The organism is Larkinella knui, assembly GCF_003858645.1.
In the GTDB taxonomy this organism is placed as follows: domain Bacteria; phylum Bacteroidota; class Bacteroidia; order Cytophagales; family Spirosomataceae; genus Larkinella; species Larkinella knui.
Genome location: NZ_RQJP01000003.1, coordinates 611,186 through 625,440 on the forward strand (window position 1 = coordinate 611,186; position 14,255 = coordinate 625,440).

Sequence of the window (14,255 nt, forward strand, 5' to 3'; positions counted from 1 at the left end):
GTACTAATTACTTCGATACTCAAAAAATAGCATATTGATCGTCTTATAAATGAGGGTTATGGGAGAATCCACAATTTTACTCTAGTTTACCGGGACAGTATTCGACTGATGCTACTTAGCAGCTATTTGGAACACAGATAAGCCAATGGCGTAAGCCGGATTATTATACATTAGCAGAATATTTATCGCTATCAGGCAACAGGACTATATTCTTGGTTACAGTTCACGAGCCCATCAACCATGCAAAGCAAATTCATCATAACGCTCTTCGTCATGAGCAGTTATGCGGTTTGTCCCTCTTTTGCTCAGGCCCCAAAAGAGTACATCATCCTGGCAGGTAAAATCCAACATGTTGATCCCCTGCCTACGGGAGAAAAAACAATTGTACTTACTCCCCCATTCGGTTCAAACCAACCAAAAAAGTTGATCCCATTGACCGATGATGGGTCGTTTGTTGATACCCTTAGTACTGGCAGTGGGGAATACATTATCTGGGATGGGAAAAACCCTGTGCCACTCTATTTGAACCAATCAAAAAGATATACGATCAGCTATGATGCGGATACTTTCAGAAAGGGCACGGTCGAACTGGGTGGTGATGATGCACCCATCAATCAGTATTTCATTGCCAAACAGCAGCAACGCGTTTTTATCGACCGTCTAAATACCAAACGGTCAGAAGCCGAGTTCAGGCAACTTATTGGAGGTATCAGGCAGCAAGCCATGGCTCGATTACAAACAGCCCAACTACCTCACGAGTTACGCTCAGCCCAGGCAAAAGCGATTCAGTACGAGTATCTTTATGAACTCCACCATTTTCTTTACCTTAAAAAAGAAGCCAACTCGGCTTTTACGCCTTCAATAGAGTCCGAGAAGGAGTTGACCATTGATTACTTAAACGAGACGGATTACCGGCAGGATGGCTATTATAGAAATCTGGTCCATAACTATTACATGGTGCAGTTAAACCGTTTGGAGAACGAAAAAAAGAAAGCAAATCCCTCTTACTCCCCGTTACAAAACAGGCTAAAATTACTTTCTTTGATCGTACCCAATGAGTCGATCAAAAATGGCCTCATCACCGAAAGGGCCATGTATGAGCTGAAAGAAGTCAAGGATGTCGAAGCTTACTATCAGGACTTCCAAATTTATTACACCGGTGCTGACGAAGTATTCAAGGCCGACATGGCGGATGCCTATCTGCGATTAAGCAAGTTAAAAGTGGGCAAACCTTCTCCCGAGTTTGTCAATTACAGAAATTACCAGGGTGGTACGACCTCCCTGAAAGCGTTTAGAGGCAAGTACGTTTACATTGATCTATGGGCTAGCTGGTGTGGCAATTGTTGGGGAGAGATGCCTTTCCTGAAAAAACTGGAGCAAACTTACCAAGGCAAGAATATTGTTTTTGTGAGCATCTCGATAGATAAAGATGTTCACAAGTGGGCGGCTACCATAAAACAGAAAAAGATGGATGGTATTCAATTGCTGGCCAATCCGGCCGATCCATCCTTTACTAGAGAATATGCCGTAAACGGTATACCGAGATATATTTTGTTGGATCCGAATGGTGCCATCGTAGCCTACAGTGCCCCCCGCCCCTCCGAAACAGGCGAATTAGCGGCCTTGTTAGCAAAAGTGGGCTTATAATAGCTTGTTAGGTGATATAGCAGACAAAAACCTTGTCGCACGAGCCAATAGTCTCATATTGCCATCCGCCGGGCGGCCCAGACACGAATCAATCGCAACCACGCACCGTATACCATTTTCAGCATCCTAGGTGAGTTCGTGACCGGGGTGGAGCGCTACTGCGATGCCGACGCAGACAGTTTTACAAACGTAAAACCAACATCACACAGAAGTTATAAAATCCTGGAGTAGACTGTCGCATTAAACGCCCATTCCGGCGTTCACACCGTTTAATTCAGTTTCCTTGAAATTGGAAAAGGAAATAAGAGCGAAGCCCAATCAGCAATTCATACCTTTCTGGCCCTACCAACTATCGGAACAGATATGGGGCTCAACTTGGGTCAGCATACTGGTCAGAAAATGCATAGCCAGTACCTATATGGCTGACTAGTGTTGTCCTGTTATCCTGCTCCCCGGTATGGAACAAAACTCCAAAACAGCCTTTTCAAGCGGAAATTCAGTAGAAGAACCAGAAAAAGAAGGTACATTACTGCCAAACAGTATTGACCAGCTAAAACTTTAGTGAGATAATGGGTGATTAGGATTAGAAACAAAATTACAGGGTATATGAGCTTGATCCATTAACAGTACCATCTCCAGCTATTTGCCAGACAATATTAATTGGCTTTGTACCTTGAAAAGTGTAGCTATTCGATCTTAACTAAGTTTCCGAATTTATCGAATAATTCAAAGACAGTTATAGGACCGGAATAGCCCGTCCAAGTAACTTGAATAGAGCCATCCTGGTGATTGGAGTCTAAGTTAAGAATGTAAATTATTTGTGTAACTGAACGAAAATTTAGATGAGATTTCCATAGCAATCTCGTGATCGATCCCATCATCATTTTTAATCCCATCTATATAAACCGTCACATTACTTTTGCCGCATTCAATATATGCCGTTTGCCCATCGGTGTATCATCAATGTTCACTCCGGAAGGTCGTGCCCTGGCAACACGCATGGTTACTACTAGCAAGACGGGAAGAAAGTAGAACGTGTTTTTCATGATGTGTTGTCGGTTTTACATTAATTTGTTCGAATAATTTTACTTAGATGAACATGCACCCGTATTGAAATACTAGTATTTCAATACGGGTGCATTGTTTTTAATTCTTATTTAATCCCTGTATAATTTATTTAAAATGCTTTAAAAGCTTCGCAGAAACGACGCATCATGTTCGCCTTTTTGATGATTATATTTTTATAAATCAGGATATTAGTAAACAACTATCTGATTTTTATTTTTTTCTAAACACAACTTTAACCGACAGAACGCAACTACTTAAAGTCCGTCCCGATTGCTATTTTCAATTTATAGAAGAAAGAATTAATCTATAACTGAGGCTACTTCCTTCTTTCGGACGAAGCTTTTAACCAGCATGTTATTGCTCCAGTACCTTATTTTGTTCCTGAATCGCTACCCGCAGTTGTGCTAAATTAGTAAAGACCGCTCGGGCGGCCCCGTTGGTTCTTCCAGCTATGCTTTAGATAACTCCAGACCAGTTCTACCAAATTTAAGGTCCGGACTATCGGCCATCCAAAGTAAAAGCTGCCCAGAAAACCGGCTTTATTTTGATATAGCAGAAAAATAATTAATTTTTAAATACTCTAGGTAGGGAGAAGTTTCTCCTCGTCTGCTTTTGCGACATATGAACACCATTTTTCTTACTACCAATTAGTTTCCTATTTTATTATTCACCTTTATTCCTATTCACGTATGCCCAAAATCATTACCATCAAAAGAAAAGGATCCTTATTCCTTTTGTGCAACCTGCTTTTTAGCCTAGGCCTTTATGCACAGGTGAAGGTTTCCGGAAAGGTAACCGATGCCTCAGGGGCCACATTGCCCGGGGTGAGTGTGATCGTTAAAGAGACAACGATCGGCACTGTCACCAATTCCGATGGGATTTTTACCATCCCAAATGTTCCTAATGCAAATTCGACCCTGGTATTCTCCTTTATCGGATACACCACCCAGGAAACCGTTGTGGGCAACAGGAAAGTTATTAACATTAACCTGGCCGCGGCAGACAATCAGCTTAGCGAAGTAGTCGTTATCGGGTACGGTACCGCTAAGAAAAACACGCTTACTGGTGCGGTATCACAGGTTGATTCTAAAATTATTTCTGTGCAGGCAAACTCCACGGTTACCAGAGCCCTTGAAGGTGTGGTCCCCGGGATTCAGGTTGCTTCCATTGATGGCCAGCCCGGTCTGGACATGGGTATTCGTTTACGCGGAGCGGGCTCTACCAGCCAGAACAGTTCCAATGCCCTGATCGTGATCGATGGTGTGCCCACTGAATACCCCAATGCACTGTCTTCCATCAATCCAAAGGACATCGAAAGCATCAGCGTGCTGAAAGATGCCGCTTCCACTGCCGTTTACGGTTCGCGTGGAGCAAATGGGGTCGTGCTTGTGACTACTAAAAAAGGAGCAAGAGGCAAACCGAATATTTCGGTAGAAACCCGGGCTGGATTCAATTACCTGGGTGGATTGCGGTTTGATATTATTGATGATGCCAAAGACATTTATGAACATGCCTGGCTGGCCATCTACAACTCCGCACGCTACGGTGTGAACGGCGGATCATCTACCGACGGTAAATTCACGACGAATGTGGCCAATCCAAACATGTCTCATGAAGCGGCCGGTTTGTTTGCCAGTTCCCATTTATTCGATTACACGGGATCAAAGACAAACTTTGCCCAGAACCTGTTGGGGAACTACATGGCTTATGACGTGCCGGGCGCTGTGTATACCACCACCGGTAGCGGAGCCAATGCCAGTGCGACCATGTCGGGTGCGTACCTGATTGACCCTGTCACGGGCAAGTTGAATCCGAATGCAAGACCACTTTGGCAAGCCGGATCGTACAAGGATTACTTTTTCGAAAAAATGTTCCGTCAGGAGCATGCTATATCGGCAAGCGGTGGCTCCGATAAAATGGATTACTTTGTTTCGGTGGGCATGCTGGAAGATCCTTCTTATATCAGAGGGTCGGCATTCAAGCGTTACAACGCACGTACAAATGTTAATGCACAAATCACCAGCTGGCTGAAAGTAGGAACAAATCTGGGTTACAGTATGCGGAATACCCTATCTCCGGCTACCCGTTTCGGACGCAACCCCGGAACCGTGCAGCAAAACGTGTTCAGGTGGGTGAATGGGCAGAATCAACTCGTACCGTTGTTCGCCAGAGACCTTGCGGGAAATATCCGTAAAAATCCGAACGGCACCGACATGGTGTCTGATAATGCGAATGATAGCTATTCACCCCTTGGCGTTCAGCCCGGTACTTTCCCGAACGGAACCACCAGCCAACCGCTTTATGCAACCAACCTGATCGACCTGTTGGATAAAGACATCGATAACAGGGAATCGCACGACTTGAACCTTAAAGGGTATTTCACGGTGAATTTCCTCAAGAATTTCAGCTTTACAAACAACATTTCGTATGACCGCTTTACGGAAGTGCGGACGCGTTACGGTACGCCTGAGACGGGAGCTGTGGTGGGTATAGGTGCGATTGGAAAGTATTATACGAACACCGGCGTTTTCAACACGCAACAACTGCTGAACTGGGGTCAGGAATTTGGCCGCCACTCCGTTACGGCACTGGCTGCACATGAATTCTACCAATATAAAAGTGATCTGCTGAACTTTGCCTCTGCGTATTCTCTGATCAATGGGTTTACCGGCGCAGGTAACTTCACCAGCCGGTACAATACAGCGGGCGCACCCTTCGGTGTTCCGGGTTATGGTGGAGACATCACGGCCATGGATAGCTATTTTGGCCGGGCGGTGTACAACTATGACGAAAAGTATTTTGTGGAAGGCTCACTGCGCAGAGACGGTTCGTCTAAATTCCGATTTAAAGAGAATCGCTGGGGTACATTCTGGTCTGTTGGTGGTGGATGGCGTATTTCTCAGGAAAAATTCATGCAGAGATTCAATAACGTCATCAACGAATTGAAAGTACGGGCCAGCTATGGGGTGATCGGTAACCAGAGCGGTATCAGCAACTACTCGGGTTATCAGACCTGGAGCTACGGTGCGGTTTACACCAGTTCAACGGCTGGAGCAGGTGTTCCTGCAACGTACACACTTCAGCAAGGTGCTGCCGTAAATGATAAATTAACCTGGGAAAACACGCATACGTTTGATGCCGGTATCGATTTCACCCTTTTAAACAGGAGATTGAGTGGAACCATAGATGTCTACAACAAGAATACGGTAAACTCCGTGTTTGCACAGCCTATTGCCTCTTCAATGGGACAAGCTTCACTCACCCTGAACAGCGCTGAAATTGTCAACCGCGGTGTGGAAGTTGCCTTGGACATCAAACTCATCCAAAGCAAAAATTTCAACTGGAGCATCGGATTGAACGGTACCCACTACCGCACCATTCTGACTAAATTTCCCAAAAGTGTCGGTTCGCCATCACTGGGCGGAAACTTTACAGGCTCCATCGATGGCTGGGGAATTGCAAATGGCGGTGCTAACAACTCCGGCCAGATCATGTACCTGCGTGGTGAAAATAAGGATTACTACAACCTCTATCTCTACAAGTACGCAGGAGTGGAACAGAGCACCGGTTTGCCCTTGTTCAATCACACCGTTACGCAGGAAGACCAGGATGCAGGACGCTTTACGGATAGTAAAGTGGGATCCATTGTTAGCACAGCTAACTACACGCTGGCCAACCGGTATGAAATGGGTAGTGCCATTCCAAAAATTATTGGTGGCTTTACAACACGCTTACAATATAAAGGTTTCGACTTCACCGCTATCCTGGCCTACCAGCTGGGGGGGAAATTCCTGAGTGTGGAATATGCCAACAACCTGTACCGATCGGGGAACATCGGGAACGCATTGTCGAAAGAAGTCTTGGGAAATACCTGGACACCTGAGAACAAAGATGCCAAATTCCCGATGGCATTTTATGGGGATACGTTCTATACGGGCGGGTCTACCTTTGGGGCATGGCAGTATACCGATCTGGCTTTATTCAGCGCTTCTTATCTGAATATCAAAAACCTCGCCCTGGGTTATACGTTTAGTGGCCCCATTCTGGAAAGGTTGAAAACAAAAAGTATACGGGTGTATGCATCCGGCGACAACCTGACCATGTTGACGGCTCACTCCGGTATAGATCCGCGCATGTCGCTGGTTGGTGGAATGGAAGTAGGGGCCGCCGTGTATCTGCCTATGAGCACCTTTTCGGTGGGTATTAATTTAAACTTTTAATGAGTCGAATGATGAGAATTCTAACTAACTATATAACAGGTTTGGCAGTTTCGGGTATGCTGCTATTTTCTGGGTGTGCCGATAAGCTGGAAGTGGAGCCACCACACAGCATTTCCGACAAGCAAATAGCCGAACTTCTGGCGTCGGGTGACGAGGCCAAGATCCGGATCGTCATGGGTGGAATGGCCAACGGCATGCCCCTGCTGTTCAACAACGTGGGTGCCACAGGTGCGGGCGTTGCGGACATGTATTATTCCAATCAGGGACTGGATGTCAATCGCTCTATTGAAGGAAATGATATCATTCTGGGCGATCAGGAAGGGCTGAACGTACTCTCCGGTTCAATCGAATATCAGCTCGGTGATTTCATTGGATCTGCCAACGCAAAGAATTTTGCTTACTGGAAGTATGGCTGGTTTTGTATTACGACTGCTAACCAGATGCTCAATTATCTTCCGGATGAAACCGTAGCCAGCAACAACTTTCTGAAGGAATGTAAAGCCAGAGGATTGTTTGCCAGAGCCTATGGGTACAGCTACCTGATGGAAAATTATCAGAACGCCTTCCTGCAGGGCGGAAAGGACAAACTTGGCCTTCCGTTGTATGACCGGTTTCAACCCACGCAGGAAAACAAGCCCCGTTCATCGGCTGTAGAGACGTATGCCTTTATCAAAAATGACCTGAACCGTGCCCTTGCCTTGTTTAAAGAGGCTGGGATTGGCTATACTACTGATCTAACGGATATCGATCTGGCTGTGGTCAATTTCCTGCTGGCACGTGTATCGATATGGACTGGGGACTGGGCTACTGCGATCAGTGCGTGCAATGAGATTCTGGCAAAGTATCCAACGCTTCTGAGCCAGGCACAGTACGGAGGGAAGAACATAGGCACCGCAGCAGCGCCCGAAATAAGGCCGGAAACCAATGGCTTTCTCAATAATGCGCAAAATCCGGAGGTCATTTTAGGTTTCCCGCTTGGTGCTGCTAACCCTTACTTTCTTGCTTACATGAATCCTTTCGGCAGAGGGAACGGAGGGCTGGAAAGAGCTTACAAGCGGATTGATAACCGACTGTATGAAAAAATAGCACCCAATGATTTCCGTAAAGATGCATTTTCGCTGGAACCCATTGGCAACTACGCCTATCCGCCCAACAACACGGTTTCATTTATCCCTTCTTACACGAACCTGAAATTCGCAGCTACCCACGGATTGAACAGCAACAACAAAATTGATGTGGGGGCTTCAACGGCGTATTACATGCGTACGTCGGAAGTACTGCTTATGAAAGCGGAAGCTGAAGCGATGTCGCCAGCCACAGAAGCCGCTGCCAAAGCAACGCTCGACAGGCTGTTGGCTGCCCGTACCAGAACAGGAATGACACCGCTAACGACAGCTACTTATCCTGCGATGCAGGGGCTCACCACGTTACAAATGGTGCAGCTACAAACCCGCATCGAACTATGGGGTGAAGGCGGCCGCGAGTTCTACAATAACAAGCGCTGGAATATCCCTGTGGACAGAACCAGCTCTGCTAACCATGTTACCAAGTCCACTCTACCGGTAGCCAATATGACCCTTAAGATTCCCGAAGATGAAATTTTGTACAACCCGTTGGCTGTGCAGAATTAATCAATTTTTGACGTTAAGAAAGAGAGGTGTTCCGCAAGGGCCACCTCTCTTTTTTTGAGCTTTACAACATATTGAACCCCATAGGAAGATAGGGTCGTGATCCCTTTAACGTGAGCCAGTGAACAGGAGACAGGGTGGTACGCCACTGCGATATCGGCGCAGAAAGTTTTACCTGCGTAGGACCACCCTTATCCGGAAGTTAAAACTTAAAAAGCAACCTCTCGATCATACCTAAGCCACTCTTCTACGTATGCTCGCAGAAAGATAGTACCTCACCCTTTTCCATCTCTTGGAGTTTGAACACAATGGAAGGCAACCGCTAGACGGCTTAGCCAGAATAGCCCATCAGGAGACAAAACGAACAGAGATGCTTCACGTTAGCAAGCGTTTATCAACACCAGCTGGCATGCAAAAGGTCGTCAAACAAGTAGATTCTTGCAAATTTTGGTAGAACTGGTCTATCGGTCCCGTAGAGGGCCCTATTTTGCCTTCGAAAGAAAAGCCGCCACTTCGAAGAGATAGTTGACTTATCGCCTATTCACTTACCTTTTTCAAACCGGTTAAGCCAGTCCGAAAAAGAAGCTGCCATTTTATGGATGAGCAATAAATTGACTGCCAGTAATAAGAAACCAGCAAGCAGATACACGCCTGCAATCGGTAAAGTAAACGACATACGATTAAATCCAAGGTATAGGATGTAAAGACAAACTGGCAGAAACAAGAGGCTCGTAACCATTCCAGGTACATACCTGCGGAAAAATAGCCCTTGTCCAATATGCATGAGTAGGTGCACCGTGAACGCCAGAAACAGGGAATACCAGAGGTGAAACTGATTCGTCACTAAAGACAGCAGAGTGGTTAAACTGACAAGCAAAAACTCTTCGGCTACAGCCAGGGCAAAACCCTGCGTACTAAGCCGGTCAAAATGAGGCAGCAGCCGGTCGGCAAGCTTAGGTATTCGTTGCTTAATGACGTCCCGATTCCGGGTAATCCAGGCTTTTACGAAGAGTATTTCTTCAAAATCATGAATCATAAACAGAAACGGGAATGACCAGAATAACATTCGTTGAAAATCAACCGTTGATTGAAATGGCTCCATAGCATGTCCGTACTAAATTGTTAATTTACAACCCGCATAAACACAGCCGATTTCAGAGTAGTGGAACGGAAACCGTGAACCAATCGGCTGATCTACGGATACGCACCGGCTCTTCGCTCAGGTAGGCGTAGCGGGTCTCAATATTGGCCAGTCCCAGGCCCGAGGAGTAGGTGTGGTCGGTTTTGGGCTGAAACGAATTGCGGACGATCAGCGTCTTTTGTTCCGTTGAAATGTGGATGTACAGAGGCTTTTTGGCAGAAATAATGTTGTGTTTGACCGCATTTTCCACCAGCATCTGCACCACCAACGGGGGTACCTGCCGCTCCGGACCCTCACACCGGTTTATTGAAACCTGCAACGAATCGCCGAAGCGCATCTGCAACAGTGTCAGATAAGCTTCCAGAAACTGCATTTCCTGCTTCAGTGGCACCTGATCCACCTCCCGGTTTTCAAGCACATACCGGTACACCCGCGCCAGCAACTGAATGCACTCACGGGCGCGAACCGGATCCTGGTGGGTAAGTGAAGAAAGCGTGTTGAGGGTGTTGAATAAAAAATGGGGATTGATCTGACTTTTCAGGGCTTCGAGCTGGGCCAGGGCCTTTTCTTTTTCAAGGCGTTCACTGCGGAGCAAGTCATGACGCCAATAGGCAAACAGATCCGACGAATTGTAGATTGCGGCTGCAATCACCGTAATCAGAAACGCAAAAAACAGGTCGTGAAAATTGCGGCTGGGCTCGTTTTCGGGGTCATCGAAGAGAACGACAAACCCCAGCAGTTCAGCCCAGAGTACAATGACCGCTCCCAAACCGGACAGCAGGATCGTCAGCATGAACTTAGGATAGGGGGCCTGCCGCCAGCTGAGCCACCGGTCTGACAGCCGCTTGACCGGCTTGATGACCACCCAGAACACCACAATCGACAGCAAAAGGCTATTCAGGGTTAGAACTACCAGCAGATCAGGCTGCCAGCCCACGACGTTCACGTCACTGATGAACCCCATAACCACGGTTAGCGCAACCAATTGCCAGAGTAGCGAGTGGGTAGAAAAAAAACGCGATGAAGGTTCTTCTAGCATGAAGTGAAAAATAATCCGACTCGAAAGTACAAAAGCTGGATAGCTGCGGACAAGAAAAAAACGGACGAATCCGAAAAAAAACGGTTTTAATGCCCTCGTTTTCGAGACGAAAGCATAGTCCATACCGGTGGGGCGAAGAGCCTTGTTTTGGTGACTGGCAAAGGGCCTGCTTATGGTGGCAAATGCCTGCTTCGTCATTCATTTTCCCACCTTCATCCTGCTTTTACTGGTCGGCCACATTAACTTTAAGTAGGTTGGCTCCCAAAAGGATTTGTGTACCCGAACATGATTAGTCCGATGAGCGATCTGATTTCAAAAATGCGCCTGATTCTGTTCCAGTATCCGTTGCTTGCTTCAGGCTGGCTGGCCATGAGCATCACTATGGCCCAACTTCGGGCTCCGGCTTCGTATCATTGGGTAAAAAATACCATTAGCGACCTCGGAGCCCAGCACTATGAGAAGGGCTGGATGATGCAACTGGGCTTTATCGGATTTGGCCTCCTGCTGGTTGGCGGGGGGTTGGCCGACCTCGTCTCCGGCCAGTTAAGCCTGTTAAGAGCCAGCCCGGTCATCCTGTATGGACTGGCCGTCGCCCTGACGGGTATCTTTTGTACCCAACCATTTTGGACCGACGCCTTTTACTCGGTACAGGAATCCAGACTGCATTCAGTGCTGGCTCAGCTAGCGGGCCTGTCGTTTTCGGTCGCCATTGTGGTTCAGTTGCTGGCACCGCAGCGCCCTTCCGACCGGGCCATTCATGCCACCGTCCTGCTTTTAGTCCTTGGTTTGTCCGGTTCGTTCAAGTTTTTCAGCGAGTACGCCGGGCTTTTGCAGCGCGTCCTGTATCTGGTGAGTTTAACCTGGCTGTCGTTCATGTTTAAAGCGTAACCCGATTATCTGGTTTCTACGTATATGCTAACCATTCTAGTTACAGGGGGAGCCAGCGGTATAGGTCTGGCCACCGTCAACGGATTGCTGAAAGGAAAACATAGTGTTATTCTGGTAGACCAATATAATCCCGACCATCAGCCAGTTCTGGAGGACTTGTTTCGAAGGTATCCGGGACAAGTCAGTCATTATACCTGCGATTTACAAAAGCAGGCATCCGTCGCGGAACTCATCGATCACCTCCGGATGAATTTTACCTGCCTGGATGTGTTGATCAATAATGCCGGTCGGTTTCCGAAGGCAGAAGCTGAATTCTGCGATGACGTTGAAACAACGTTTGCCGTCAATGTCATGGCTCCCTACCTGCTGAGTGTAGGGCTGATGACCCTCTTGAGTAAGACGGGCCGGGGGCGAATCATTAACGTTAGTTCCATTGGCGAACGCTACGCCCGGTCCGACTGGTCGGATATCCAGTCTGTGAAGATGCCCTGGAATGCTAATCGGGTGTACAATAATTCGAAGTTTTACCTGACCCTGCTCACATACGCGCTGGCCGAACGATTTAAAGGCCGGAAGATTACCGTCAACTGTCTGCATCCCGGCCCAACGGCGACCAACCTCGTGCAATCCACCGGGGGGCTTAGCTGGCCCATGCGGATTCTGTTCGGACTCGTGAAACCATTCCGGCAAACGCCGGAGCATGCCGCTCGAACCAGCTTGTTTCTGGCCACGGACCCTTCGGTAGACGGCCTGACCGGGTGCTATTTCAGCAAATGCCACCGGGAGAACAGCTCGGTTCCTTCGCAGGACCCGGTGGCCCAGCAGCGGATCCTGGCCTATTGTGAACTGCTGCGTACTAAATCATCTCAACGACTCCCATGAATGTACTAGCCGAAAACCCTGTTTCTTTGTCGGTTAATGGCCAAACCGTTCAGGTATCCGTACCGCATCGGCCGTAGCCTTGATTCCGGCGAAAAAGGCCCCATCGACTCGGCTATGGAGGATACTATAGGCCGGAGCGGAACGTATGGGCGTATTTGCAAAGCCATTAAGCGTGCTGCCCAACTGAGCCAGCCGACCCGGTAAGCGGCTGAAAAACAGACGTGGACAAACCGTCATTATTCTGCCGGCCTACCCCCTGATCTCGCTTGGCGGGTTGAAAGCCGGGGCGGGTTTGGTGCCTGAGTAACTACGGTTTGATCTCCTACCATTCGTGTGGGTTCAGGCACGCTCTTCAGGAACGATTTAGCTTCGCTACCATTAAATCAGAATGTGCCTCTCCCGACCCCGCCCCTACTTTTGAGCCAATGCATTCCCGACTGCACCCGAGGGCTGATCCAGCCTGCTCCGGACTGCCAGCCGGTGTCAGCAGCCCACCCAAATTCTTCTTGCCATGATTACGGACTTACTAACGCTAAAAAACCGCATCCTCGCATCAGCTTTTCAAAAACCCGACGCGGTACGAACCGGCTGTCGAACGGTGGACAGCTGCACGACGCAGTACTACGAAGCCGAGCAAGCTGCTATGTACCTTCCTTGCGCCCGGCCCGACATCCTGCCCCATGCCTATGCGGGCCATGTGCCGTTTCTGGATCAGCCCGACGACTTCTGTCGGCTGATGAAGTCCTTCATTGCAAAACGCTGACGGCTGCGTCGGGGCCTGGGCAAGTAGCCGTTGGTACGGTATTGGTGTTTCCGGGTATCTCAACCCTTCGCACGCGGTGTAGTTAGGGTAACACGATCCGTTTTTTCCGGACCGAAGCTGTTCCAAAGAAGCCCAGCGCCGGTGGCGTGTTGGATGTGAGGGACCGGATGTTGCCAGGCGGGTTTGTCGGAATGGGGTCAAAGAGTCCACCCTGAGTGCCTTCTGTACGAACCCAGGCCAGAAAGTCATACGCTTCGGGTGTGATGCTGTGCAACTCCACCAAAAGGGTGTCTTTCGGGGAGAAAAGCTTGTTCACGTTGATGGCCTGCCGGATGGGTTCGGCAAAGGTCAGGCCATCGACGGCCAGTGAGGGCGACAGTCCGCCATCGTAGGAAAGGATCACATCGCCGGTATCGTCGTTATACAGGCGGCCATTTCGAAACACCTTTATCCAGTAACAATCCCCTATACCCACAAAGTCCCGGGCGTAGAACTGCGCCAGATACCCTTCGCGGGGTCCTTCCGTCTGTTCGATTCCCGCTTTTTTGTAAACGTAGGTTATGGAGTCGACAGCAGGTACCCGGCGTAGGGATGACGTGGCTTCGTAGTACATGGCGCCCCGGTGAATACGCAGAGTATAGGCTCGCCCGATGCGCCCCAGGGTGTCGGCTGGGGCTGCGGGCTGCCAGACGTACCAGCCATCGGGCTGCGCCACAAAACGGTAGCGGGTTCCCCGGTCGTCTTCTACGGTAACTTCCGCATCGGGCAGGGGGATGGCTGGCGAATTGTCGAGATAATCGGCCGACTCGGTCAGGCGAATGGCCTGAGGGCCAGGCTGGTCGGTTAACCAGGCTTCTACAACCAGGTGTTTATCGCCCTTTGGAAGCGTCAGATCGATCACATCCTGGCAGCCCGCCAACCCGGCGACGACGCTCAGGCAGGCCAGCAGGGAAAAGGATGATTGCCAGGTAACGCGCAT

At 48.6% G+C, this 14,255-nt stretch carries 9 protein-coding genes; 6 read left to right on the plus strand and 3 right to left on the minus strand.

Features of this window, described 5'->3' with window-relative positions; all coding sequences use genetic code 11:
* The first annotated feature begins 273 nt into the window (after nt 1–273).
* The 3 genes from EHT87_RS16605 to EHT87_RS16615 all read left to right on the plus strand — a co-directional run bounded on the left by EHT87_RS16605 (nt 274) and on the right by EHT87_RS16615 (nt 8,566).
* Complete coding sequence (locus tag EHT87_RS16605) at nt 274–1,647, plus strand: TlpA family protein disulfide reductase (RefSeq protein WP_221622029.1); 1,374 nt, start codon at nt 274–276, stop codon at nt 1,645–1,647.
* 1,757 nt (nt 1,648–3,404) lie between these two features.
* Nucleotides 3,405–6,935, plus strand: a complete 3,531-nt coding sequence (locus EHT87_RS16610) for a SusC/RagA family TonB-linked outer membrane protein (RefSeq protein WP_185716252.1) — start codon at nt 3,405–3,407, stop codon at nt 6,933–6,935.
* Between the two features lie 8 nt (nt 6,936–6,943).
* The gene (locus EHT87_RS16615) at nt 6,944–8,566 is read left to right on the plus strand and encodes a RagB/SusD family nutrient uptake outer membrane protein (protein WP_124907777.1); all 1,623 of its coding nucleotides are present in this window, start codon (nt 6,944–6,946) and stop codon (nt 8,564–8,566) included.
* A 538-nt stretch (nt 8,567–9,104) separates the two neighbouring features.
* Here the strand turns inward: EHT87_RS16615 and EHT87_RS16620 are convergent.
* Together EHT87_RS16620 and EHT87_RS16625 are read right to left on the minus strand one after the other, a co-directional pair.
* Complete coding sequence (locus tag EHT87_RS16620) at nt 9,105–9,665, minus strand: HXXEE domain-containing protein (protein ID WP_124907778.1); 561 nt, start codon at nt 9,663–9,665, stop codon at nt 9,105–9,107.
* A 52-nt stretch (nt 9,666–9,717) separates the two neighbouring features.
* Nucleotides 9,718–10,668 carry a sensor histidine kinase gene (locus tag EHT87_RS16625; RefSeq protein WP_221622030.1) on the minus strand — a complete coding sequence of 317 codons (951 nt, stop codon included), beginning with the start codon at nt 10,666–10,668 and terminating at the stop codon, nt 9,718–9,720.
* Between the two features lie 372 nt (nt 10,669–11,040).
* Here EHT87_RS16625 and EHT87_RS16630 point away from each other — a divergent pair, with 372 nt between their 5' ends.
* From EHT87_RS16630 to EHT87_RS16640, 3 genes are all read left to right on the plus strand, one after another.
* Nucleotides 11,041–11,631 (plus strand): DUF998 domain-containing protein, encoded by a 591-nt coding sequence (locus tag EHT87_RS16630; protein ID WP_185716254.1) that lies wholly within the window; start codon nt 11,041–11,043, stop codon nt 11,629–11,631.
* A 24-nt stretch (nt 11,632–11,655) separates the two neighbouring features.
* Nucleotides 11,656–12,513, plus strand: coding sequence for an SDR family NAD(P)-dependent oxidoreductase (locus EHT87_RS16635; protein ID WP_124907781.1), 858 nt, complete (start codon nt 11,656–11,658; stop codon nt 12,511–12,513).
* A 511-nt stretch (nt 12,514–13,024) separates the two neighbouring features.
* Complete coding sequence (locus EHT87_RS16640; RefSeq protein ID WP_124907782.1) at nt 13,025–13,276, plus strand: alpha/beta fold hydrolase; 252 nt, start codon at nt 13,025–13,027, stop codon at nt 13,274–13,276.
* An 82-nt stretch (nt 13,277–13,358) separates the two neighbouring features.
* On the opposite strand, the gene EHT87_RS16645 is transcribed toward EHT87_RS16640, so the two are convergent.
* Nucleotides 13,359–14,255 (minus strand): DUF4249 domain-containing protein, encoded by an 897-nt coding sequence (locus EHT87_RS16645; RefSeq protein ID WP_124907783.1) that lies wholly within the window; start codon nt 14,253–14,255, stop codon nt 13,359–13,361.

Bases quoted from the DNA above. Each gene is read 5' to 3' on its own strand.
- EHT87_RS16620 (WP_124907778.1), bottom strand. From the start codon at position 9,665: ATGGAGCCATTTCAATCAACGGTTGATTTTCAACGAATGTTATTCTGG.
- EHT87_RS16610 (WP_185716252.1), top strand. From the start codon at position 3,405: ATGCCCAAAATCATTACCATCAAAAGAAAAGGATCCTTATTCCTTTTG.
- EHT87_RS16635 (WP_124907781.1), top strand. From the start codon at position 11,656: ATGCTAACCATTCTAGTTACAGGGGGAGCCAGCGGTATAGGTCTGGCC.
- EHT87_RS16605 (WP_221622029.1), top strand. From the start codon at position 274: ATGAGCAGTTATGCGGTTTGTCCCTCTTTTGCTCAGGCCCCAAAAGAG.
- EHT87_RS16640 (WP_124907782.1), top strand. From the start codon at position 13,025: ATGATTACGGACTTACTAACGCTAAAAAACCGCATCCTCGCATCAGCT.
- EHT87_RS16630 (WP_185716254.1), top strand. From the start codon at position 11,041: ATGAGCGATCTGATTTCAAAAATGCGCCTGATTCTGTTCCAGTATCCG.
- EHT87_RS16625 (WP_221622030.1), bottom strand. From the start codon at position 10,668: ATGGGGTTCATCAGTGACGTGAACGTCGTGGGCTGGCAGCCTGATCTG.
- EHT87_RS16645 (WP_124907783.1), bottom strand. From the start codon at position 14,255: ATGCGCGTTACCTGGCAATCATCCTTTTCCCTGCTGGCCTGCCTGAGC.
- EHT87_RS16615 (WP_124907777.1), top strand. From the start codon at position 6,944: ATGATGAGAATTCTAACTAACTATATAACAGGTTTGGCAGTTTCGGGT.